The sequence below is a fragment of the Paenibacillus vulneris genome (assembly GCF_039543185.1).
GTDB classification, from domain to species: Bacteria; Bacillota; Bacilli; order Paenibacillales; family NBRC-103111; genus Paenibacillus_S; species Paenibacillus_S vulneris.
The window spans coordinates 40,654-60,142 of record NZ_BAABJG010000046.1; the positions used below are offsets into that span (position 1 = coordinate 40,654).

The following is a 19,489-nucleotide window of genomic DNA, read 5'->3' on the forward strand; positions in this document are numbered from 1 at the left end:
CTCGGTGGAGGGGCTACTTACGAAGTTAGCGTTCATGGAACGCTAAGCAAATGTCTTACGATGTGGGTTTTCTTGAGAAAACTCTTAGGAGGTGGAATTTCGATGCCAAACAAAGGTAAGAAGCTCGAATCTTACAACAATAAATTGCACGTGAAAAAAGATGACAATGTGTTCGTGATTACAGGTAAGGACAAAGGTAAAAAAGGTCGTGTAATCGCAGCATATCCTCGTGAGAACCGCGTGTTGGTTGAAGGTGTGAACATGATCAAGAAGCATGCTAAGCCTTCCCAAGCGAATCCACAAGGCGGTATTATTTCGCAAGAAGCGCCAATTCACGTATCTAACGTGATGCTGGTTGATCCAAAGAGCGGCCAACCTACCCGTGTAGGTTACAAAGTATTGGACAACGGTAAAAAAGTGCGCGTAGCAAAAAAATCCGGTGAAGTCATCGACTAATCGTATAAGTTAGGAAAGGAGGTACATGAAACATGGCAGCAAGATTAAAAGATCGTTTTCTGAACGAAGTTACTCCTTCGTTAATGCAAAAGTTCAGCTATTCCACTGTTATGCAAGTGCCTAAAATTGAGAAAGTCGTTATCAACATGGGTGTTGGTGAGGCGGTTTCCAATTCCAAAGTACTTGATGTAGCAGTTCAAGACCTTCAACTTATTGCAGGTCAAAAGCCAGTAGTAACTAAGGCGAAAAAATCTATCGCAGGTTTCAAACTGCGTGAAAATATGCCAATCGGTGTTAAAGTTACATTGCGCGGCGAGCGTATGTATCACTTCTTGGACAAATTGTTCAACGTGGCACTTCCTCGTGTTCGTGACTTCCGCGGTGTTTCCAACAAAGCATTCGACGGACGCGGTAACTACACACTTGGTCTTAAAGAGCAATTGATTTTCCCTGAAATCGAGTACGATAAAGTGGATAAAGTTCGTGGTATGGATATCGTTATCGTAACGACAGCTAAAACCGACGAAGAATCCCGTGAATTATTAACCCAATTAGGAATGCCGTTTACGAAGTAATCGAAACGGTACCAAGCGGAGGTGTAAAAGTAAGTGGCAAAAACTTCGATGAAAGTGAAGCAGCAGCGCCCTCCTAAATTCAAGGTGCAGGCGTATACTCGCTGCGAACGCTGTGGTCGTCCGCATTCCGTTCTACGGAAATTCAAAATTTGCAGAATTTGTTTCCGTGAATTAGCATACAAAGGCCAGATCCCTGGCGTTAAAAAGGCAAGCTGGTAATAACCCTAGTTTCGGGAAGGAGGTTCACAAATATGGTGATGTCAGATCCAATTGCAGATATGCTTACTCGCATTCGTAATGCAAACGTAGTGCGTCATGAGACAGTTGAAATTCCGGCTTCGAAGATCAAGAGAGAAATCGCTGAGATCCTCAAGAAGGAAGGCTTTATCCGTGATGCTGAATATATCGAGGATAACAAGCAAGGGATTATCCGTCTCTTCTTGAAATACGGTCCTAACAACGAACGTGTTATCTCCGGTCTGAAAAGAATCAGCAAGCCGGGCTTGCGTGTTTACACTCAAAGCCAAGAAGTACCTCGTGTACTTGGCGGTTTGGGTATCGCGATTATCTCGACTTCCAAAGGCGTTATGACCGACAAGGAAGCTCGTCAATCCAAAGCAGGCGGAGAAGTTATCTGCTACGTGTGGTAATACAGAATTAAAATGAACGGAGGTGCAAACCATGTCCCGTATTGGTCGCAAGCCAATTACAATCCCAGGCGGAGTTAATGTAACTTTGGACAATACTTTAATTACTGTTAAAGGTCCTAAAGGAACATTGTCCCGTGAATTACACAGAGACATGAAGGTGGTTGTTACAGAAAACGAAATTTCTGTAGAGCGTCCTTCTGATAATAAATTACATCGCTCCTTACACGGTACGACTAGAAGTGTTGTTGCCAACATGGTTAATGGCGTAACCGAAGGATTCGCGAAATCTCTTGAGTTGGTTGGTGTCGGTTACCGCGCTAACAAAACTGGCAACAAGCTGGTTTTGAACGTAGGTTACTCCCACCCAGTAGAAATCGAGCCTGAGAACGGCATCGAATTTGAAGTTCCTTCTAACACTAAGATCATCGTTAAAGGTATCGATAAAGAGTTAGTCGGTGCAACGGCTGCTAAAGTACGTTCCGTACGTGAGCCTGAGCCTTATAAAGGTAAAGGTATTAAGTACGAAGGCGAGCGTATTCTTCGTAAAGAAGGTAAAGCAGGTAAGAAGAAATAAGGTCGCCTAGAGCGATAATTTCTTATCCAAGTTGAAAGGAGTGACCTCGAATGATTACAAAAGGTGATAAAAATAAAGCCCGTTTGAAAAGACACCTGCGTGTTCGTAAGAAAATTCAAGGTACGACTGAACGTCCACGTTTGAATATCTTCCGTTCCTCCAAGCACATGTACGCTCAATTGATCGACGATGTGAAAGGTGTAACGATTGCTGCAGCTTCCACTCAAGATAAAGAGTTGAAAGAAAGCATCGGTAACGGCGGTAACGTGGAAGCAGCTCGCAAGGTCGGAGCTTTGATTGCAGAGCGTGCTAAAAAGAACGGTGTTCAACAAGTTGTTTTTGACCGTGGTGGATACTTGTATCACGGACGTGTGCAAGCATTGGCTGACGCTGCTCGTGAAGCAGGTCTTGAATTCTAATCAAAACATAAACAAGGAGGTAAAGTCACTTGCGTATTGATCCCAATACTTTAGAGTTAACTGAAAAAGTTGTTAACATTAATCGCGTTGCTAAAGTAGTAAAAGGCGGACGTCGTTTCAGCTTCAGCGCATTAGTAGTTGTAGGCGACGGTAAAGGCTGGGTAGGCGCAGGAATCGGTAAAGCTGGTGAAGTACCTGATGCAATCCGCAAAGGTATTGAAGATGCCAAGAAAAACCTGATTCATGTACCTATCGTTGGCACTACGATTCCTCACTTGGTAATCGGAAAATTCGGCGCAGGAAGCGTATTGTTGAAACCTGCATCCAAAGGTACTGGAGTTATCGCCGGTGGTCCAGTTCGTGCCGTATTGGAGCTTGCTGGTGTAGGCGACATCTTGACAAAATCCTTAGGTTCTTCTAACTCCATCAACATGGTTAATGCTACATTGGAAGGTTTGCAGCGTCTGAAGCGTGCTGAAGAAGTTGCAAAACTGCGTGGCAAAACTGTTGAAGAACTGTTAGGTTAGGAGGGATAACCATGGCTAAGCAATTACAAATTACCCTCAAGCGCAGTCTGATCGGTCGTCCAGAAGGACAACGTCGTACAGTTGCAACTCTTGGACTTCGCAAGCTGCACCAAACAGTTACACAACAAGACAATGCTGCTATCCGCGGCATGGTCAATCAAGTGAGTCACTTGGTAGAAGTTAAAGAAATCGAAGCATAAATCCGATTAATAAAATGCATTAGAGGAGGTGCAAACGATGAAGTTGCATGAACTTAGTTCTGCCGAAGGATCCCGCAAAACACGCAAGCGCGTAGGCCGCGGTATCGGAAGTGGAATGGGAAAAACAGCTACTCGCGGACATAAAGGGCAAAACGCTCGTTCCGGCGGTGGTGTTCGTCCAGGTTTTGAAGGAGGTCAAAACCCTCTATATCGTCGCTTGCCTAAGCGTGGTTTCACTAACAGATTCCGTAAGGAATTCGCGATTGTGAATCTGACTGAGCTTAACAAGTTTGCTGCTGGTACGGAAGTTACTCCTGAATTGCTGCTTGAATCCGGCATTGTGAAAAATGCAAGAGACGGCATCAAGGTTCTGGGTAACGGCGAAATCACTGTACAGCTGAACGTGAAAGCTAATAAGTTCTCTCAATCTGCGGTAGAGAAAATTCAGGCTGCCGGCGGTAAAACCGAGGTGATTTAATGTTTCGTACCATATCCAATATTTTTAAAGTGGACGATTTACGGAAAAGAATCATTTTCACCTTACTGGTTTTAATCGTCTACAGAATTGGTGCTTTCATTCCGGTACCTAACATCAACACAGATATTTTGAAGCTTCAAGATCAGGCCAATTCCAGTGATGTATTTGGCTTGCTGAACACCTTTTCCGGCGGCGCCCTGTTCCAATTCTCCATCTTCGCGATGGGAATTATGCCTTATATCACAGCCTCGATCATAGTTCAGCTATTATCGATGGATGTGATACCAAGGTTTGCGCAGTGGGCTAAAGAAGGGGAAGTAGGCAGACGGAAGTTAGCGCAAATTACCCGTTATGGTACAATCGTGTTGGGGCTGGTTCAAGCGTTTGGTTTGGCGATCGGATTTAACCGAATCTACGCTGGCCTTGTTGTGAATCCTACATTCGCAACATATGCTTTAATTGCGATCGTTCTTACAGCGGGAACTGCATTTCTGATGTGGTTAGGGGAACAAATCACTGAAAATGGAATTGGAAATGGTATTTCCATGATCATCTTTGCGGGGATTGTTGCTGCGATTCCTACCGGAATCTCGCAAATCGTCAAAACTCAGTTTGCAGAAGCTGGCGATGCACTATTCTTGAACATCCTTAAGATGGTCATTATAGCTATCGTCGTCATCGCACTGATTGCCGGAGTCATCTTTATTCAACAAGGTGTACGTAAAATTCCGGTTCAGTATGCAAAACGTGTTGTTGGCCGTAAAATGTATGGTGGACAATCGACACATATCCCTTTAAAGGTTAATGCAGCAGGCGTAATTCCGGTTATCTTTGCCCTTTCGCTGCTAGTATTCCCTCCAACGCTCGCAAGCTTCTGGAGAGGCAATCCGGTAGCGGACTGGATCATTACGAACTTGAACTATACACATCCTGTCGGGATGGTTTTGTATGTGCTGCTTATCATTGGATTCACGTTCTTCTACACGTTTGTTCAGATCAACCCTGAGCAAATGGCGGAACAGATGAAGAAAAACGGAGGCTACATTCCAGGGATTCGTCCAGGGAAGACGACTTCGGTTTACTTAACCAAAGTGATGACTCGCATTACTTTGTCTGGTGCTTTGTTCCTGTCCGCGGTTTCTATCCTGCCAATGCTTCTCGGAAGTGTGGCCGGCTTGCCGAACTCGGTAAGAATCGGCGGTACTTCTTTGCTGATTGTTATCGGTGTTGGATTGGAAACGATGAAGCAAATCGAATCCCAATTGATCAAGCGTCATTACAAAGGCTTCATTAATAAATAGCAAATAGGTTCTGGTAGTTATTTATTAGCTATCGGCACCTATTGTGCTGTTAGCATCGTTTGATGCGATGGGGAGGAAATCATTATGAACGTGATTTTTATGGGACCTCCTGGTGCAGGAAAAGGTACACAGGCGGAAGGAATCGTTAATGAGTTTCAAATCCCGCATATCTCGACCGGTGATGCTTTCCGCTTGGCAATGAAGCAGGAAACACCGCTTGGTTTGGAAGCAAAAAAATATGTGGATCAAGGTTTGCTCGTTCCGGATGAAATCACCATTGGTATCGTAAAGGAACGTCTGCAGCAGCCGGATTGCAATAAAGGCTTCTTGCTGGATGGTTTTCCAAGAACCATTTCTCAAGCTGAAGCACTGGATGACATCATGGCCTCTTTGGGCAGAAGCATAGACCATGTAATCAACTTAAAAGTAGACCGCAGTCTGCTTTTGGCTCGATTGACTGGTCGAAGAATCTGCAAGGCATGCGGAGCTACGTATCATATCTTGTTTAACCCTCCAGCACGTGAAAATGTGTGTGATAAATGTTCTGGCGAATTGTATCAAAGATCAGACGATACCGAAGAAAAAGTAGGCACCCGTCTTGATGAATACACGAGCAAAACAGCACCTCTATTGTCGTATTACCGTAACAAAGGAAACTTACGTGAGGTTAACGGCGAGCAAGAAATAAGTGCGGTTACTACACAAATCATTTCACTATTGCGAGGGCAAGCGGAATGATCATTTGTAAGTCTGCAGCTGAATTGGAATTAATGAGAGAAGCCGGCCGCATAGTGGCCGATACGCATCTTTTGTTGCAAAAGGCCATTCAGCCCGATATTACAACTAAAGAGCTGGATCAAATCGCAGAAGAATATATTCGCAGTCAGGGCGCTACCCCATCTTTTAAAGGCTATAACGGTTTTTCTGGCAGCATCTGTGCTTCAGTCAATGATGAATTGGTTCACGGCATACCCAGTGGGCGTAAGCTTAAAGATGGCGACATCATCAGCATTGATATCGGTGCAAACTACAAGGGATATCATGGTGACTCTGCTTGGACCTATGGAGTAGGGAATATTTCAGATACAGCCAAGAAGTTGTTGGAAGTAACCGAGAGATCTCTATATGCCGGTCTTGCGGAAGCCAAACCGGATGCGCGATTGTACACTATCTCTCACGCGATTCAAAAATGCGTCGAGAATGAAGGTTTTTCAATTGTTCGAGAGTATGTAGGACATGGTGTAGGTAGAGAGCTTCATGAAGAACCTCAAATTCCGAATTACGGCTTACCTGATCGAGGACCTCGATTGAAGCCTGGTATGGTATTAGCGATTGAGCCTATGGTCAATGTAGGGGAGCGATACGTCAAAACCCTAGAGGACAACTGGACAGTCGTTACAGTGGATGGCACACTGTGCGCGCATTTCGAGCATACCATTGCTATTACCCCGGATGGGTATGAAATACTCACTAAATCTCGGTAGGTGATAGAGTGGATTCGGTAAACATTCCACAGCTCGGACAACTCGTTAGGATCATTCGTGGTAAGGACTCCGGGAAGTACGCCGTTATAATCAGCGTCGAAGACCAACGATTCGTATGGATTGCCGACGGCGACAAACGGAAGTTCGACCAGCCTAAGAAGAAAAACTTGATTCATCTCGAGTTACTGCAAACAATCAGCAGCGAAGTAGTGGATAGCTTGAAAGAAAGCGGTCGTGTGACGAACGGAAAGTTACGCTTCGCACTAAAGAAGTACGTGGATCCAATGAATTCAGAAGCACATGAGAAAGGAGAATGACTGTGGCCAAAGAAGATGTAATTGAAGTTGAAGGTACAGTGATTGAACCTCTTCCGAATGCAATGTTTAAGGTGGAGCTTGAGAATGGTCATAAGATACTTGCTCATGTATCCGGAAAGATCAGAATGCACTTTATCCGGATCTTGCCTGGTGACAAAGTGACTGTGGAGCTTTCCCCTTATGATTTGACCAGAGGCCGTATAACCTATCGTTTTAAATAGATACGAGTTAGTCTTACGAAGTTAGTTTTCTTACGAAAACTCACAGGAGGTAATAAACATGAAGGTAAGACCATCGGTCAAACCGATCTGCGAAAAATGCAAAGTCATTCGCCGCAAAGGCAATGTAATGGTAATTTGCGAAAACCCTAAGCATAAACAAAAACAAGGATAAGGAGGTGCTCCTATAAATGGCACGTATTGCTGGTGTAGACTTGCCGCGTGACAAACGCGTAGTTATTGCTTTGACCTACATTTTCGGTATTGGCAGAACAACTTCCGAGAAAATTCTGGCTTCTACTGGTGTTGACGCATCGACTCGTGTTCGTGACCTGACTGAAGACGAAGTAAGTAAACTTCGCGATGCAATTGACAAAACCGTTAAGGTGGAAGGCGACCTTCGTCGTGAGATCGCTCTTAACATCAAACGCTTGATTGAGATCGGATGCTATCGTGGTGTTCGTCACCGCCGCGGCTTACCTGTTCGTGGTCAACGTACTAAAACTAACGCTCGTACGCGTAAAGGTCCTCGTCGTACTGTAGCTAACAAGAAAAAATAGTAAAGGAGGTTAACAATTAAATGGCTAAACCGAAAAAAGTTGTTCGTACAAAACGTCGTGATCGGAAAAATATCGACTCTGGAGTGGCACATATCCGCTCTACGTTTAACAATACGATTGTAACTATTACCGACCCGCACGGTAATGCAATTTCTTGGGCAAGTGCTGGTAACCTGGGCTTTAAAGGCTCGCGTAAAAGCACACCGTTCGCTGCACAAATGGCCGCTGAGTCCGCAGCTAAAGCAGCAATGGAACATGGTATGAAAGCCGTTGAAGTTATGGTTAAAGGTCCTGGCGCTGGTCGTGAAGCTGCGATTCGTTCGCTGCAAGCTGCAGGTTTGGAAGTTAACCTGATTAAAGACGTGACTCCAATTCCACATAACGGTTGCCGTCCTCCAAAACGTCGTCGTGTCTAATTCAGGATTGCAAAAGAGTGGTATAAATATCCAATAAGTGTGAATACTGTTTGGATAGGCATACTGCACGTTCTATGCGTCTTAAGTTATCCAGAGGGAAACGACGTTTTGAAGGAGGGTTATAAATGATCGAAATCGAAAAGCCGAAAATAGAAACCGTATCATTGAGTGAGGATGGCACTTACGGTAAGTTTGTTGTAGAGCCTCTTGAAAGAGGTTATGGAACGACCTTAGGGAACTCGCTTCGCAGAATCCTGTTGTCCTCTTTGCCGGGGGCAGCAGTGACTTCGGTTCAAATCGACGGAGTCCTGCACGAGTTCTCCACCGTACCTGGTGTCATGGAAGATGTTACGGAGATTATCCTTAACCTTAAAGGGCTATCGTTGAAGATTCATTCCGACGAGGAGAAAGTGTTGGAAATCGACGCAGAAGGTGAAGGGCCCGTTGTAGCCGGCGATATTCGTGGTGATAGCGATGTGGAGATCCTTAATCCGGATTTGCATATTGCTACGCTTGCCTCCGATGCACGTCTTCACATGCGAATTCATGCTAATCGGGGACGCGGATACGTTCAAGCGGATAAGAACAAGAAGGAAGATCAGCCAATCGGCGTAATTCCAATTGACTCGATCTATACTCCGATTACCCGTGTGAATTACAGCGTAGAGAACACTCGCGTCGGCCAAGTTACCAACTATGATAAACTAACCCTCGAAGTCTGGACCGATGGAAGTATTCGACCTGAAGAGGCCGTAAGCTTGGGCGCTAAAATTTTAACAGAGCATTTGATGCTGTTTGTCGGCTTGACCGATGAAGCTAAGGATGCCGAGATTATGGTGGAAAAAGAAGAAGATAAGAAAGAAAAAGTGCTCGAGATGACGATCGAAGAGCTGGATCTTTCTGTTCGTTCTTACAACTGCCTGAAGCGCGCAGGTATTAATACGGTTCAAGAATTGATTACGAAAACGGAAGAAGACATGATGAAGGTTCGTAATCTTGGACGTAAATCCCTTGAAGAGGTTCAAGAGAAGCTCGAAGAGCTTGGACTTGGTCTCCGAATGGAAGACTAAAACGTCAGGTTATAATTAAGCAGAAGGAGGTTGCACACAAATGGCATACCAAAAGTTGGGTCGTGATTCCAGCGCACGTAAAGCTCTTTTCCGTGACCTGGTAACCGACTTGTTCATACATGAGCGCATCCAAACTACTGAAGCTAAGGCTAAAGAGCTGCGCTCTATTGCAGAAAAACTAATTACGTTGGCAAAACGCGGAGATCTTCATGCTCGCCGTCAAGTTGCTTCCTTTGTTCGTCGTGAAGCAGCTAACGAAAATCAAGACGCGATCCAGAAGCTATTCTCTGAATTGGCTCCACGTTACGCTGAACGTCAAGGCGGTTACACCAGAATCTTGAAGCTGGGTCCTCGCCGCGGCGATGCAGCGCCAATGGTATATTTAGAATTAGTAGATCGTGCATAAAAAGGATGGGAAAGGGTGGACGGGATCTCTTGATTCTGATGAAACCCTTTTTTTTGTAGCCTAAGCTTGAACGGTTTAATGGAGGACGGCCGTGAGGAATATATGCATGACCGTCAGTTATGACGGGACAGCTTACAATGGTTTTCAAACACAGCCTAGCTTAAATACGATTCAGGACGTGCTGGAACAAGCCGTGCACTCTCTAACCGGAGAAAAGGTTAAATTGACTTCGTCGGGCAGGACGGACGCAGGGGTTCATGCGAGAGGTCAAGTTATTAACTTCTATACAGAATCGAAGATTCCTATCGAGAGATGGTGTATGGCGCTTAATACAAGACTACCGGATGATATTGTCGTAAGCGGCGCTAGAGAGGTAGATTTATCTTTTCATGCGACCCGATCAGCTGTACAAAAGACGTATCGTTACTCCATCCGCTGCGGCCGTCATCCTGACCTGTTTAAACGTCATATGGAGTTTTACCATCCGACTGCTTTGAACACGGATGCTATGGCAGAAGGGCTCAAATGGTTAATCGGTACACATGACTTTACATCCTTTTGCTCCGTCAGATCCACGAAATTGTCCCACGTCAGAACGTTATTCGACGCCAGGCTGGAATGTGAACCTGTGGACCCTCAGCTTCAATCGTTTACCATTCATATATATTTGACCGGCAACGGCTTTTTATACAACATGGTTCGAATCGTAGCAGGGACCTTGATCCAGGTGGGAGAAGGCAAACGTTCAAGTGAATCGATCCGCGACATTCTGGAAGCCCGCAACCGGGCTAAAGCCGGACCTACAGCTGTGCCTCATGGGCTTATGCTCTGGGAAGTATTATATAATCTAGATACAATCATTACTTGATTTGTCGCAGATTTTATAGTACAATATCACTTGGCGTTTCTTGATCGGCTATCCCACGGCCCCGGGTCAAGGAAAAGGCTAACCTTAATTTAACGATAACTATAAACGAATGATACAGATAGATTGATGATGGAATGGCAGATGTCTTCATGTTCATCACATGACTGTGTCGTTTCATCCAACTAGTAACGAAGTGAACAATTGTTTAGGAGGAACTATTCATGCGTACCACATATATGGCTAAGTCAAATGAAGTAGAGCGCAAATGGTACATCATTGACGCAACAGATAAAACTCTGGGCCGTCTTGCGAGCGAAGCTGCCAGCATTATCCGCGGTAAGCACAAACCGCAATTTACGCCTCACGTTGATACTGGGGATTTCGTAATCGTAATCAATGCAGAAAAAATCAGATTGACTGGTAAAAAGCTGCAAAACAAAATGTACTATCGCCACTCTTTGTACTCTGGCGGTTTGAAAGTAACATCCGCTCAAGATTTGCTTAATACAAAACCAGAACGTGTACTTGAATTCGCAATTCATGGCATGCTTCCAAAAAATCGCCTTGGCGATAGCATGAAGACAAAATTGAAAGTATATGCCGGTTCTGAGCATCCGCATCAAGCACAACAACCTGAAGTTTGGGAACTTCGCGGTTAATTTAAAGGGAGGGCTGTTTTGTGGCACAAGTTCAATATTATGGAACAGGTCGTCGTAAGCACTCGGTAGCTCGTGTACGTTTGGTACCAGGTGAAGGACGCATCATTATTAATAAACGTAACCTTGATGAGTATTTTGGTCTTGAGACTTTGAAGTTGATCGTTAAACAACCGCTTAACTTGACAGAAACATTGGGTAAATACGATGTTTTGGTTATTGCTAACGGCGGCGGTATTTCCGGACAAGCAGGAGCAATCCGTCACGGTATTTCCCGTGCATTGCTGAAAGCTGATCCTGAATTGCGCGGTTCCTTGAAAAAGGCAGGCTTCCTGACTCGTGATCCTCGTATGAAAGAGCGTAAAAAGTACGGCTTGAAAGCAGCTCGTCGCGCTCCTCAATTCTCCAAACGTTAATATCAAGCATTATCGCTTATACAAGAACCTTTTCACTATTTCGGTGGAAAGGTTTTTTTGTTTTTCGAATCACCTTTGCCTGGGCTCACCATATGATAGGTAATGGCCCAACAAAATTTTAAATTGACAAAAAGTCCCGTCGCGTTATAATGATATATAACAAAACACATTAATATACTCGGAATTAATACGGTGAGAGGGTGGATAAACATGAATTTGTTTGAAAAAGAAAAATTAATTCAAGAGGCGGCAGAACAATTCGAGAATCAGTCCCCGGAAGCATTGATTGCCTGGGCCGTTGAGAAATTCCCTAACATCACTTTGGCCTGTAGCTTTGGGGCAGAGGACGTCGTATTAGTCGATATGCTCCAGAAGGTAAGCCCTAAGACAGATATTTTTTACTTAGATACTAACGTGCATTTCAAAGAGACTTACGAAACTCGCGATAAGCTGCAGCAGCATTATGGTGTTGAGTTCGTGCAGGTTCTTCCCAAGCTGACCTTAGCAGATCAGGCCGCTCAATTTGGTGACGAGCTCTGGAAAAGCAACCCTACGCAATGCTGCAACATCCGTAAGGTAGATCCTTTGTCGGATATTTTGAAAAACTATGATGCCTGGATTACGGGAATTCGCCGAGATCAAGCTCCAACAAGAGCAAACGCGAAGAAAGTGGAGTACGATACGAAATTCGGCTTGGTGAAATTCAACCCTCTTGCTTCCTGGACTTCTGAAGATGTATGGAATTATATCCGCAGTCATAATATTATTTATAATCCGCTGCATGACCGGAACTATCCAAGTATCGGATGCGAGCACTGCACACGTCAAGTAGCTGCAGGTGAAGATCCTCGTGCAGGACGCTGGTCCGGCTTTGAGAAAACGGAATGTGGCCTTCATAAATAAGGAGGTTTCACGAGCCCATGGCTGAGACAATTCGTCCACATGGCGGCACATTAATTAACCGTGTCGCGGTAGGAGCCGAGAGAGAAGGACTATTGGAGCTGGCCAAGAACTTATACCCTATACAAATTAATGCATGGACGATTTCGGATCTTAATCTCATCGGTATTGGCGCTTTTTCACCACTCACAGGATTTCTTGGGAAAGAAGATTACGATTCTGTTGTAGAGAACATGCGTTTGGCAGATGGGACCGTGTGGAGCATCCCGATTACATTGTCTCTGGAGGATTACGTTGCGGATGAGATTAAAGTTGGGGAGCAAGTAGCTTTAGTAGGAGAGCAGGACGGTGTTATTTACGGTATTTTGGACGTTCAAAGCATTTATGAGGTCGATCAGAAGAACGAAGCAGTTAAGGTGTTTAAAACCGATGACGAAGCCCATCCGGGGGTTCAGAAGCTGCTGTCGCGGCCTTCCATCTATGCAGGCGGCCCGATCCGGGTATTGAATCGTCCTGAGCCGGGGCAATTTGCTGAGTTTTATTTTGATCCTGCGGAAACCCGCCGTATTTTCTCGGAAAAGGGCTGGAAAACCGTAGTTGGCTTCCAAACTAGAAATCCGGTTCACCGTGCCCATGAATATATCCAAAAAAGCGCTATGGAAATCGTCGATGCTCTGTTCTTGAACCCTCTCGTAGGTGAAACCAAATCGGATGATATCTCAGCTGATGTTCGCATGCGCAGCTATTTGGCGTTGCTGGAAAACTATTACCCAAAGGATCGTGTATTTCTAGGAGTATTTCCAGCCGCTATGCGCTATGCAGGGCCTCGTGAAGCCATCTTTCATGCAATGGTTCGTAAGAATTACGGCTGCACGCATTTCATTGTCGGTCGTGACCATGCCGGCGTAGGCGATTACTACGGTACTTATGAAGCACAAGAAATTTTCAGCAACTTCACAAGCGAAGAGCTGGGAATTACTCCATTGTTCTTCGAGCACAGCTTCTTCTGCACCAAGTGCGGCAATATGGCTTCCAGCAAAACATGTCCGCATGACAAATCGGAACATCTCCATTTGTCCGGAACAAAGGTAAGAGCTTTGCTGCGTAGCGGCCAATGTCCTCCTCCGCAATTTACACGCCCCGAGGTGGCGGAGATTTTGATAGAAGGTATGAAGGAACAGTTCGAACCAACCAATTGATAGCATATTTGTCCACCCTGTCCCATATAGATGATTAAGAGTCTATGGGGATGCGAGGTGGATTTTTTTTATGTTTAAGAGGAGGAAAAGGGTCGTCGTATGGTTGACCATGCACAGCAGCTTGAAACTGGTAATGTCTTTTTTGCTTGTACTTCTAATGCTGTTTATGTTTACGTACGAGCTTCCTGCGACCAAAACATGGACATACTGGACGATGCCGCTTTCCGGGAAAAAAATTGCTCTGGACCCTGGCCACGGAGGGCCAGATGGCGGCGCTGAGAGTAAGGACGGAATCATTGAAAAGGATATTAATCTGGCGATAACGATGTACCTTAGGGACTATTTGCAGGAAGCAGGCGCCATGGTCGTCATGACGAGAGAAAGCGATCAAGATTTGGCGGAACCATCGACCAAAGGGTACAGCAAGCGAAAGACAGAGGATTTGCTGGCTAGAGCACAATTTATTTCTCAACAAAAGGCCGATCTATTCGTCAGTATTCATTTGAATAGTATTCCTTCGGATAAATGGTCCGGGGCTCAAACATTTTATTATCCGAACCATCAGGATAACGGGTTGTTAGCGGCGTTAATCCAAGATGAAATCAAGAAAAACTTGAATAATACAGATCGCGTAGCGAAGCCGGTCGATAATGTCTATTTATTAAAGACGTTAAAAATCCCGAGTGCTTTGGTTGAGGTAGGTTTCTTATCGAATCCATCGGAAGCGCAGCTGCTGAAATCTCCCGAATACCAGAAGAAGGTGGCGGCTTCGGTCTATCAAGGAATATTGCGGTATTACTCCGGCGAAAAAGTAGGTAACTTATAAAATTGTGATATAATAAAATGAAACCACTATTCTTATTTTCGGCTGGGGTGTGAAAACGTGCTAACCAAAGAACAATTAGTAGAGGCCGTTCGTCATCTGAAGGACCCGGAATTTCAGCTTAGCTTGGCTGAATTGCAGCTTATTAGAGATTTTCTTATCAAAGAAAATCGGGTATCTGCGACCGTGCTGCTTTCTAATGAGGACGAAGCTTATCGTACAAATATTCAAGAACAAATCACTACCGCATTCCAGAAAGCCGGCGCTTCCGAGGTTCATCTTCGGTTTCGTCCTATGACGGAATATGACCGTAACGAGGCGGCTCGAAAGCAGCAGGAGCATGCATCGCAACCGGTTCAGGAAGCGGCGCCAGCTCGCAATATCCTGGACCCGGAATCGGGCGTTCACTTTATAGCAGTCGCAAGCGGTAAAGGCGGGGTCGGTAAATCGACCGTCACAGTGAATCTGGCTGTAGCCTTGGCGAGATTAGGGAAGAAAGTAGGTCTTATCGACGCCGATATTTACGGTTTCAGCGTTCCAGACATGATGGGGATTGAGGAAAGACCGCAATTGGTCGATAATCGTATCATTCCGGTGGAACGCTTCGGTGTTAAAGTGATTTCGATGGGCTTTTTTGTTGAAGAGAACACACCGGTGATTTGGCGTGGTCCGATGCTCGGTAAGATGCTGCGTAATTTCTTTCAGGAAGTCAGCTGGGGAGATGTAGACTATGTTCTGCTGGATCTTCCGCCAGGAACTGGCGATGTTGCCCTGGATGTTCACCAGATGATTCCACAAAGCAAAGAAATTATCGTTACGACACCGCATGCAACGGCCGCTTTTGTCGCTGCCAGAGCAGGAGCAATGGCCTTACACACGAATCATGATATCGTAGGCGTTGTTGAGAACATGTCTTATTACCAATGCAGCGCCTGTGGGCAAAAAGACTTTGTGTTCGGCAGAGGCGGAGGTGCCAAGCTCGCTGAGGAGCTTCACACCGAGCTCCTGACCCAAATCCCGTTGGGTGCACCGGACAATCATGTTGCAGAACCGGATTTTTCCCCATCCGTATACAAACCTGAGACAGAAACGGGCGCTTTATATTTGGAGATGGCCCAGAAGCTGATCAACAAAGTGGAATAAGATAAGGAGCTGCCCTAGGGCGGCTCCTTTTTTTAATATCTGTAACATATGGGAGTCAGCTTCAACGCCGAGGGAGTAATTGGACAAGGGATTTGGCCCTTACTATTACTTCTTACCACCCTGGCCGCCGCCGCCACCTCCGCCGCCACCGCCAGCACCACCGCCGCCTCCAGCACCGCCACCCTCTTGCTCTTTGGTTTTAGGCTGGGACTCCTCCTCCAGAACCTTCTTCATAAGGTTCATTAGCTCAAGTCGAAACAAAGGGCTTTGCAAAGATTCCTGCATCACCGTTTTCATTTGCTGTCTGTACTGAGGACCTTTCATGGAATCCATTAGCATTTTCTCAAAATCGGGGTTCTTCATTGCCTCTATCATAGACTTTTGATACTCAGGGTCTTTGATCAAATCCTTATGCAGCTGTTTATTTTCTTTTTGAATGGCTTTAGCAAATTGTCCGGCAAACTTGGGATCGGTCATGATCGATTGCAAAAACTTATTATTGCTCGTATCGGTTAACACGTCTTTAACGGCTAACTGAATTTGCTGAGCATCACCGGCAGAGAGCAGCTTCAATTGACCTTCGGACTGGATGCCCCCTCCGGAACCACCGCCTCCTTCACCTCCGCCACTGCTGCTTCCACTACCGCCGCCGCTTAATGCGGAAATGATTGCTTTTTTACCATCATCAGTTTTGAGGATGTCGAGCACCATAGTTTTTGTATCTTTATACCCGCCGCTTTGGGATTGTGAGGCTTGCTTATCGGATCCGCAGGATGTTAAAACCCAAATAATTAGAAGGAGGGAAACAGGGCGCAACCATCGCTTCATCATTACATAAGGCTCCTTTCCATATAAGAATTTGGCCTTAGTATTTGCCGTTAGAATAACTTTCACTCTGCTGATTTGTTGGCTTTTTTTTGTGAACGTTGGTACAATTAACTTCTGTACAGATGAAGCTGTGGGGGTAGAATTTCGTGACATTAAGAAAGTGGTTTTATTTATTTTGGACGACACTAGTCATAGGTGCCATTAGTGCTTTAGTCATCGGAATTATTTTACAAATGAATGATCAGCAATTTAGCTTTTTAAACGGCAGCGCAGTGGGCTATAACGTTCTAACGATGCTGTTAGGCGGAGCCACAATAAGCGTACTGAGCCAGATGGGGTTCTTCGCCTATTTGATCATAAGATTTATTGCCATCGGATTTATAAGAAGCAAATGGATTTGGGACGTGCTGCAAGTCATCCTGGTTATTATTGCATTAATTGATTTGGTCTATTTAAGGGATGCAGACGCTGGGGGAGATTGGCTCCCTTATACTATTCTTCCTATTTGCATGCTGGCCGTAGGTTTGGGCGTCGCTTATTGGAAAGTTCAATTGACCAACCGTAACGGTTTTATTCCCACACTGTTCTTTATGATTGTCGTGTCCGCAATGGAAGCCGTTCCTGCGTTAAGACTGGATACTGCTGCTTCCACAGTATTTATGATGGTGCCTTTGCTTGCAAGTAATGCATGGCAAATCCTGATCCTATCCAAAGTGCTACAAACAAACAAAGAGCCGGTGTAACGGCTCTTCATCATTTTGCCCTTATTCTAATGTATGGTCTTCATTGCTTGATCTTCAACGGGAGGCTTGTTGTCAACCTGAGTCTGCTTCAGCATCTCGCTGACCGTAACAAACTCGTAGCCCTTAGCTCTTAATTGATCAATAATGGCGGGAAGGGCTTCGTGGGTCTGTTTGCATGAATCACTGGCGTGCATCAGCACAATATCTCCAGGATGGGCTTTGGTTACAACCCGGTTAATAATATTGTCTACGCCTTTATTCATCCAGTCTAACGAATCCGTATCCCATTGGATAACCGTATAGTTAAGCTCGTTAGCGATCCGCAGCACCCGTTTGTCGAAATCTCCGTTCGGCAGACGGATCAGATTAGGAGTTTGTCCGGTTACGTCACGAAGGATCTGATGTGCGGTCGTGATTTGCGTCTTTATTTCCTCGTCTGTATTCAAGCTGCTATAATTAACATGCTTGTGACCATGACTGCCAATCTCCCAGCCGCCTTTAACAATATGGTTCACGATTTCCGGATGGTCCTTTGCCCAAGGAGAGGATAAGAAAAAGGTCGCTTTTTTGACTCCTTTGTCCTCAAGCACTTTCAAAATAGGTTCCGTTCGAGTATCGCCCCAACTAATATCGAAGGTTAAGGCAATGACTTTTTTATCGGTTTGTACACTGTAGATGGCCGCGGGCTCATTCTGCGAGAACACCGTGACATTATCGCGTTCGGAGTAAATAATGCCGATAGCAAAAATAACAGCAACTAAAATAATAAAAGATTGTTTCAGTTTTTTGCCGTTAACGACATAAAAATAGTTCACAAAATCCAGACCTCCTTTTGCCCAGTGTGGTAGGGGCTTGTATAAGCTGATTAGTAAAATGTATGCTCGGACAAGAAAGATATGCCAGGGCTCGTACCGCTTATTCAAAAAACATGCTAAATTCACATAGAAAATCATAGGGGGGAACGCCATTGAGGAACATGATGCTGCAATTTCGGCTGATGAAACATTATTTTATTGCTTCTGCCTTGGTTTTCGTTACAGGGATCGTACTGGGGGCGGGCTTCTCGGATCAATTTCATGCCTTCATTGAAGCGCAGCTGAAGGGATTGGAGCAGCTATCTCAATCTATTAACGGTAAACCTAATCAGCAGTGGTCGCTGTTTTGGCTGATATTTTGGAACAATGTATCGAAATCGCTGCTTATTATAGGGTTGGGGGCCTTTTTTGGCGTGCTGCCTTTGTTCTTCTTGTTATCGAATGGGCTGCTGCTAGGTTACGTTATGGCCGTCTCTGCTGAAAAGCAGTCTATCCTATACGTCATCAAAGCTATTCTGCCTCACGGTATTATTGAAATTCCTGCAATCGTTTTTGCATGTGCATTCGGATTGCGTTTAGGGGTGCTAGTTCTCAAGTCCTTAACGGCCCTTACAAGCCCTGCACGGTCCGGTAAATTCAAAGAGGAATTTCGGGGCTTTGCCAAGGCGCTGGTGCCCGTGTTCGTTATTATTGTAGTAACTTTGACAGCCGCGGCACTAATAGAGAGCACCTTTACGTATTGGCTTGTTAAACCGCAATAAAAAAATCAGCATAAAAATAACCAAATATGTGCATAACAGTAAAGCGTTAAAAATGCTTTCATTTCGTATGCATTGAAAAAACGCAATGGATTCTATACACAGAAGATGTTGCTTTCTTCAATGCATTTTTTGTTTGCTTCAACATGGAATATACACAAGCTGTGGAAGGGGTATTACGTCGATGCTCGGGTTTTTATTTAATGAAAGAGAGTGCAGGGAACTCGACTATGTGTTGAAAAAAGAGTTGGACGAAATGCTGTTTGATCTAAATGATAAACGGATTGATCCTGATATTAAAGGAGCTATTGAATCGCGGTATAGAGTCATCTTTAGAATGTATGCTCGGCTTGCATCCCCTAAAGAAATATCGAAATATGCAAGGAACCGAATGCATCATTAAAAAATACTTGACTTCGATTTGATTTGTATGTTATTTTATTACTCGTTCCTTCCGAGAAGTTCGATATGAAATAAAGCGGTAGGAACCCACAAAAAAAGTTTTTAAAAAAATGCTTGCAATTACGTAGGCGAATGTGGTATATTATAAGAGTCGCCGCTAAACACGGTGAACAAAATGACAAAACAGAAGTTACATGAAGTAATCAGGTTTTGTCGATATATTGTCCTTTGAAAACTGAACAACGAGTGAATGTTTGAACAGAGAATGAAAATTCTCGCTAGCATTG

Annotated in this window: 31 protein-coding genes; 29 read left to right on the plus strand and 2 right to left on the minus strand. The window is 44.8% G+C overall.

Annotated features, from left to right (window positions below; genetic code table 11):
• Window positions 1-102: 102 nt before the first annotated feature.
• The 26 genes from rplX to ABEA66_RS30815 all read left to right on the plus strand — a co-directional run bounded on the left by rplX (window position 103) and on the right by ABEA66_RS30815 (window position 15,656).
• Window positions 103-456, plus strand: a complete 354-nt coding sequence (gene rplX, locus ABEA66_RS30690) for a 50S ribosomal protein L24 (protein ID WP_079914974.1) — start codon at window positions 103-105, stop codon at window positions 454-456.
• A 32-nt stretch (window positions 457-488) separates the two neighbouring features.
• On the plus strand, window positions 489-1,031 hold the full coding sequence (gene rplE, locus ABEA66_RS30695) for a 50S ribosomal protein L5 (protein WP_079914973.1): 543 nt from the start codon (window positions 489-491) through the stop codon (window positions 1,029-1,031).
• A gap of 33 nt (window positions 1,032-1,064) precedes the next feature.
• Window positions 1,065-1,250 carry a type Z 30S ribosomal protein S14 gene (locus tag ABEA66_RS30700; protein ID WP_026326663.1) on the plus strand — a complete coding sequence of 62 codons (186 nt, stop codon included), beginning with the start codon at window positions 1,065-1,067 and terminating at the stop codon, window positions 1,248-1,250.
• A 32-nt stretch (window positions 1,251-1,282) separates the two neighbouring features.
• Entirely contained in the window at window positions 1,283-1,681 is a 399-nt protein-coding gene (rpsH, locus tag ABEA66_RS30705) for a 30S ribosomal protein S8 (RefSeq protein WP_028552003.1), read from the plus strand.
• 31 nt (window positions 1,682-1,712) lie between these two features.
• Entirely contained in the window at window positions 1,713-2,255 is a 543-nt protein-coding gene (gene rplF / locus ABEA66_RS30710; protein WP_079914972.1) for a 50S ribosomal protein L6, read from the plus strand.
• 50 nt (window positions 2,256-2,305) lie between these two features.
• Window positions 2,306-2,674: a 50S ribosomal protein L18 gene (gene rplR, locus ABEA66_RS30715; RefSeq protein ID WP_079914971.1), complete on the plus strand. Its 369-nt coding sequence runs from the start codon at window positions 2,306-2,308 to the stop codon at window positions 2,672-2,674.
• A gap of 29 nt (window positions 2,675-2,703) precedes the next feature.
• Window positions 2,704-3,201 carry a 30S ribosomal protein S5 gene (rpsE, locus tag ABEA66_RS30720; protein ID WP_028552000.1) on the plus strand — a complete coding sequence of 166 codons (498 nt, stop codon included), beginning with the start codon at window positions 2,704-2,706 and terminating at the stop codon, window positions 3,199-3,201.
• Between the two features lie 11 nt (window positions 3,202-3,212).
• Window positions 3,213-3,401, plus strand: coding sequence for a 50S ribosomal protein L30 (rpmD, locus tag ABEA66_RS30725; RefSeq protein ID WP_079914970.1), 189 nt, complete (start codon window positions 3,213-3,215; stop codon window positions 3,399-3,401).
• Window positions 3,402-3,438: 37 nt separating this feature from the next.
• Complete coding sequence (gene rplO / locus ABEA66_RS30730) at window positions 3,439-3,879, plus strand: 50S ribosomal protein L15 (RefSeq protein ID WP_079914969.1); 441 nt, start codon at window positions 3,439-3,441, stop codon at window positions 3,877-3,879.
• The gene (secY, locus tag ABEA66_RS30735) at window positions 3,879-5,180 is read left to right on the plus strand and encodes a preprotein translocase subunit SecY (RefSeq protein WP_079914968.1); all 1,302 of its coding nucleotides are present in this window, start codon (window positions 3,879-3,881) and stop codon (window positions 5,178-5,180) included. Before rplO ends, secY begins: the two co-directional genes overlap by 1 nt.
• Before the next feature lie 84 nt (window positions 5,181-5,264).
• Entirely contained in the window at window positions 5,265-5,918 is a 654-nt protein-coding gene (locus tag ABEA66_RS30740; RefSeq protein WP_079914967.1) for an adenylate kinase, read from the plus strand.
• Window positions 5,915-6,664 carry a type I methionyl aminopeptidase gene (gene map, locus ABEA66_RS30745; RefSeq protein WP_079914966.1) on the plus strand — a complete coding sequence of 250 codons (750 nt, stop codon included), beginning with the start codon at window positions 5,915-5,917 and terminating at the stop codon, window positions 6,662-6,664. Before ABEA66_RS30740 ends, map begins: the two co-directional genes overlap by 4 nt.
• A gap of 8 nt (window positions 6,665-6,672) precedes the next feature.
• The gene (locus tag ABEA66_RS30750) at window positions 6,673-6,981 is read left to right on the plus strand and encodes a KOW domain-containing RNA-binding protein (protein WP_079914965.1); all 309 of its coding nucleotides are present in this window, start codon (window positions 6,673-6,675) and stop codon (window positions 6,979-6,981) included.
• Between the two features lie 2 nt (window positions 6,982-6,983).
• Window positions 6,984-7,202 carry a translation initiation factor IF-1 gene (infA, locus tag ABEA66_RS30755; RefSeq protein WP_009676800.1) on the plus strand — a complete coding sequence of 73 codons (219 nt, stop codon included), beginning with the start codon at window positions 6,984-6,986 and terminating at the stop codon, window positions 7,200-7,202.
• 58 nt (window positions 7,203-7,260) lie between these two features.
• On the plus strand, window positions 7,261-7,374 hold the full coding sequence (rpmJ, locus tag ABEA66_RS30760; protein WP_003333770.1) for a 50S ribosomal protein L36: 114 nt from the start codon (window positions 7,261-7,263) through the stop codon (window positions 7,372-7,374).
• 16 nt (window positions 7,375-7,390) lie between these two features.
• Window positions 7,391-7,759: a 30S ribosomal protein S13 gene (gene rpsM / locus ABEA66_RS30765; protein WP_079914964.1), complete on the plus strand. Its 369-nt coding sequence runs from the start codon at window positions 7,391-7,393 to the stop codon at window positions 7,757-7,759.
• Between the two features lie 20 nt (window positions 7,760-7,779).
• Complete coding sequence (gene rpsK, locus ABEA66_RS30770) at window positions 7,780-8,175, plus strand: 30S ribosomal protein S11 (protein ID WP_013921137.1); 396 nt, start codon at window positions 7,780-7,782, stop codon at window positions 8,173-8,175.
• A gap of 125 nt (window positions 8,176-8,300) precedes the next feature.
• The gene (locus ABEA66_RS30775; RefSeq protein ID WP_079914963.1) at window positions 8,301-9,245 is read left to right on the plus strand and encodes a DNA-directed RNA polymerase subunit alpha; all 945 of its coding nucleotides are present in this window, start codon (window positions 8,301-8,303) and stop codon (window positions 9,243-9,245) included.
• A 40-nt stretch (window positions 9,246-9,285) separates the two neighbouring features.
• Complete coding sequence (gene rplQ, locus ABEA66_RS30780; protein ID WP_028552489.1) at window positions 9,286-9,651, plus strand: 50S ribosomal protein L17; 366 nt, start codon at window positions 9,286-9,288, stop codon at window positions 9,649-9,651.
• Window positions 9,652-9,742: 91 nt separating this feature from the next.
• The gene (truA, locus tag ABEA66_RS30785) at window positions 9,743-10,519 is read left to right on the plus strand and encodes a tRNA pseudouridine(38-40) synthase TruA (protein ID WP_345593630.1); all 777 of its coding nucleotides are present in this window, start codon (window positions 9,743-9,745) and stop codon (window positions 10,517-10,519) included.
• A 221-nt stretch (window positions 10,520-10,740) separates the two neighbouring features.
• The gene (rplM, locus tag ABEA66_RS30790; protein ID WP_079914961.1) at window positions 10,741-11,178 is read left to right on the plus strand and encodes a 50S ribosomal protein L13; all 438 of its coding nucleotides are present in this window, start codon (window positions 10,741-10,743) and stop codon (window positions 11,176-11,178) included.
• 20 nt (window positions 11,179-11,198) lie between these two features.
• A complete protein-coding gene (gene rpsI, locus ABEA66_RS30795) occupies window positions 11,199-11,591 on the plus strand; it encodes a 30S ribosomal protein S9 (protein WP_028552486.1) in 393 nt (130 codons plus the stop codon).
• 210 nt (window positions 11,592-11,801) lie between these two features.
• Window positions 11,802-12,494, plus strand: coding sequence for a phosphoadenylyl-sulfate reductase (locus tag ABEA66_RS30800; protein WP_345593636.1), 693 nt, complete (start codon window positions 11,802-11,804; stop codon window positions 12,492-12,494).
• Window positions 12,495-12,511: 17 nt separating this feature from the next.
• Window positions 12,512-13,690 carry a sulfate adenylyltransferase gene (sat, locus tag ABEA66_RS30805; protein WP_345593639.1) on the plus strand — a complete coding sequence of 393 codons (1,179 nt, stop codon included), beginning with the start codon at window positions 12,512-12,514 and terminating at the stop codon, window positions 13,688-13,690.
• 70 nt (window positions 13,691-13,760) lie between these two features.
• On the plus strand, window positions 13,761-14,516 hold the full coding sequence (gene cwlD, locus ABEA66_RS30810; protein WP_079914958.1) for an N-acetylmuramoyl-L-alanine amidase CwlD: 756 nt from the start codon (window positions 13,761-13,763) through the stop codon (window positions 14,514-14,516).
• Between the two features lie 57 nt (window positions 14,517-14,573).
• Window positions 14,574-15,656, plus strand: a complete 1,083-nt coding sequence (locus ABEA66_RS30815; protein ID WP_345593641.1) for an Mrp/NBP35 family ATP-binding protein — start codon at window positions 14,574-14,576, stop codon at window positions 15,654-15,656.
• A 105-nt stretch (window positions 15,657-15,761) separates the two neighbouring features.
• Here ABEA66_RS30815 and gerD read toward each other — a convergent pair whose 3' ends face one another.
• Window positions 15,762-16,487, minus strand: a complete 726-nt coding sequence (gerD, locus tag ABEA66_RS30820; RefSeq protein ID WP_179136323.1) for a spore germination lipoprotein GerD — start codon at window positions 16,485-16,487, stop codon at window positions 15,762-15,764.
• A 143-nt stretch (window positions 16,488-16,630) separates the two neighbouring features.
• Here gerD and ABEA66_RS30825 point away from each other — a divergent pair, with 143 nt between their 5' ends.
• Window positions 16,631-17,227, plus strand: coding sequence for a KinB-signaling pathway activation protein (locus ABEA66_RS30825; RefSeq protein ID WP_345593644.1), 597 nt, complete (start codon window positions 16,631-16,633; stop codon window positions 17,225-17,227).
• A gap of 26 nt (window positions 17,228-17,253) precedes the next feature.
• Here the strand turns inward: ABEA66_RS30825 and pdaB are convergent, their stop codons facing one another.
• Window positions 17,254-18,042, minus strand: a complete 789-nt coding sequence (pdaB, locus tag ABEA66_RS30830; RefSeq protein WP_192705988.1) for a polysaccharide deacetylase family sporulation protein PdaB — start codon at window positions 18,040-18,042, stop codon at window positions 17,254-17,256.
• A gap of 161 nt (window positions 18,043-18,203) precedes the next feature.
• Between pdaB and ABEA66_RS30835 the strand changes: the two genes are divergently transcribed.
• Entirely contained in the window at window positions 18,204-18,803 is a 600-nt protein-coding gene (locus ABEA66_RS30835; protein WP_079915014.1) for a stage II sporulation protein M, read from the plus strand.
• A 181-nt stretch (window positions 18,804-18,984) separates the two neighbouring features.
• Entirely contained in the window at window positions 18,985-19,203 is a 219-nt protein-coding gene (locus ABEA66_RS30840) for a hypothetical protein (RefSeq protein ID WP_028552477.1), read from the plus strand.
• The last annotated feature ends 286 nt before the right edge of the window (window positions 19,204-19,489 follow it).

Coding starts and splice junctions, on each gene's coding strand:
- rplX (WP_079914974.1), top strand. CDS start 103: ATGCCAAACAAAGGTAAGAAGCTCGAATCTTACAACAATAAATTGCAC.
- rplE (WP_079914973.1), top strand. CDS start 489: ATGGCAGCAAGATTAAAAGATCGTTTTCTGAACGAAGTTACTCCTTCG.
- rpsH (WP_028552003.1), top strand. CDS start 1,283: ATGGTGATGTCAGATCCAATTGCAGATATGCTTACTCGCATTCGTAAT.
- rplF (WP_079914972.1), top strand. CDS start 1,713: ATGTCCCGTATTGGTCGCAAGCCAATTACAATCCCAGGCGGAGTTAAT.
- rplR (WP_079914971.1), top strand. CDS start 2,306: ATGATTACAAAAGGTGATAAAAATAAAGCCCGTTTGAAAAGACACCTG.
- rpmD (WP_079914970.1), top strand. CDS start 3,213: ATGGCTAAGCAATTACAAATTACCCTCAAGCGCAGTCTGATCGGTCGT.
- rplO (WP_079914969.1), top strand. CDS start 3,439: ATGAAGTTGCATGAACTTAGTTCTGCCGAAGGATCCCGCAAAACACGC.
- secY (WP_079914968.1), top strand. CDS start 3,879: ATGTTTCGTACCATATCCAATATTTTTAAAGTGGACGATTTACGGAAA.
- ABEA66_RS30740 (WP_079914967.1), top strand. CDS start 5,265: ATGAACGTGATTTTTATGGGACCTCCTGGTGCAGGAAAAGGTACACAG.
- map (WP_079914966.1), top strand. CDS start 5,915: ATGATCATTTGTAAGTCTGCAGCTGAATTGGAATTAATGAGAGAAGCC.
- rpmJ (WP_003333770.1), top strand. CDS start 7,261: ATGAAGGTAAGACCATCGGTCAAACCGATCTGCGAAAAATGCAAAGTC.
- rpsM (WP_079914964.1), top strand. CDS start 7,391: ATGGCACGTATTGCTGGTGTAGACTTGCCGCGTGACAAACGCGTAGTT.
- rpsK (WP_013921137.1), top strand. CDS start 7,780: ATGGCTAAACCGAAAAAAGTTGTTCGTACAAAACGTCGTGATCGGAAA.
- ABEA66_RS30775 (WP_079914963.1), top strand. CDS start 8,301: ATGATCGAAATCGAAAAGCCGAAAATAGAAACCGTATCATTGAGTGAG.
- rplQ (WP_028552489.1), top strand. CDS start 9,286: ATGGCATACCAAAAGTTGGGTCGTGATTCCAGCGCACGTAAAGCTCTT.
- rplM (WP_079914961.1), top strand. CDS start 10,741: ATGCGTACCACATATATGGCTAAGTCAAATGAAGTAGAGCGCAAATGG.
- ABEA66_RS30800 (WP_345593636.1), top strand. CDS start 11,802: ATGAATTTGTTTGAAAAAGAAAAATTAATTCAAGAGGCGGCAGAACAA.
- sat (WP_345593639.1), top strand. CDS start 12,512: ATGGCTGAGACAATTCGTCCACATGGCGGCACATTAATTAACCGTGTC.
- cwlD (WP_079914958.1), top strand. CDS start 13,761: ATGTTTAAGAGGAGGAAAAGGGTCGTCGTATGGTTGACCATGCACAGC.
- gerD (WP_179136323.1), bottom strand. CDS start 16,487: ATGATGAAGCGATGGTTGCGCCCTGTTTCCCTCCTTCTAATTATTTGG.
- ABEA66_RS30835 (WP_079915014.1), top strand. CDS start 18,204: ATGATGCTGCAATTTCGGCTGATGAAACATTATTTTATTGCTTCTGCC.
- ABEA66_RS30840 (WP_028552477.1), top strand. CDS start 18,985: ATGCTCGGGTTTTTATTTAATGAAAGAGAGTGCAGGGAACTCGACTAT.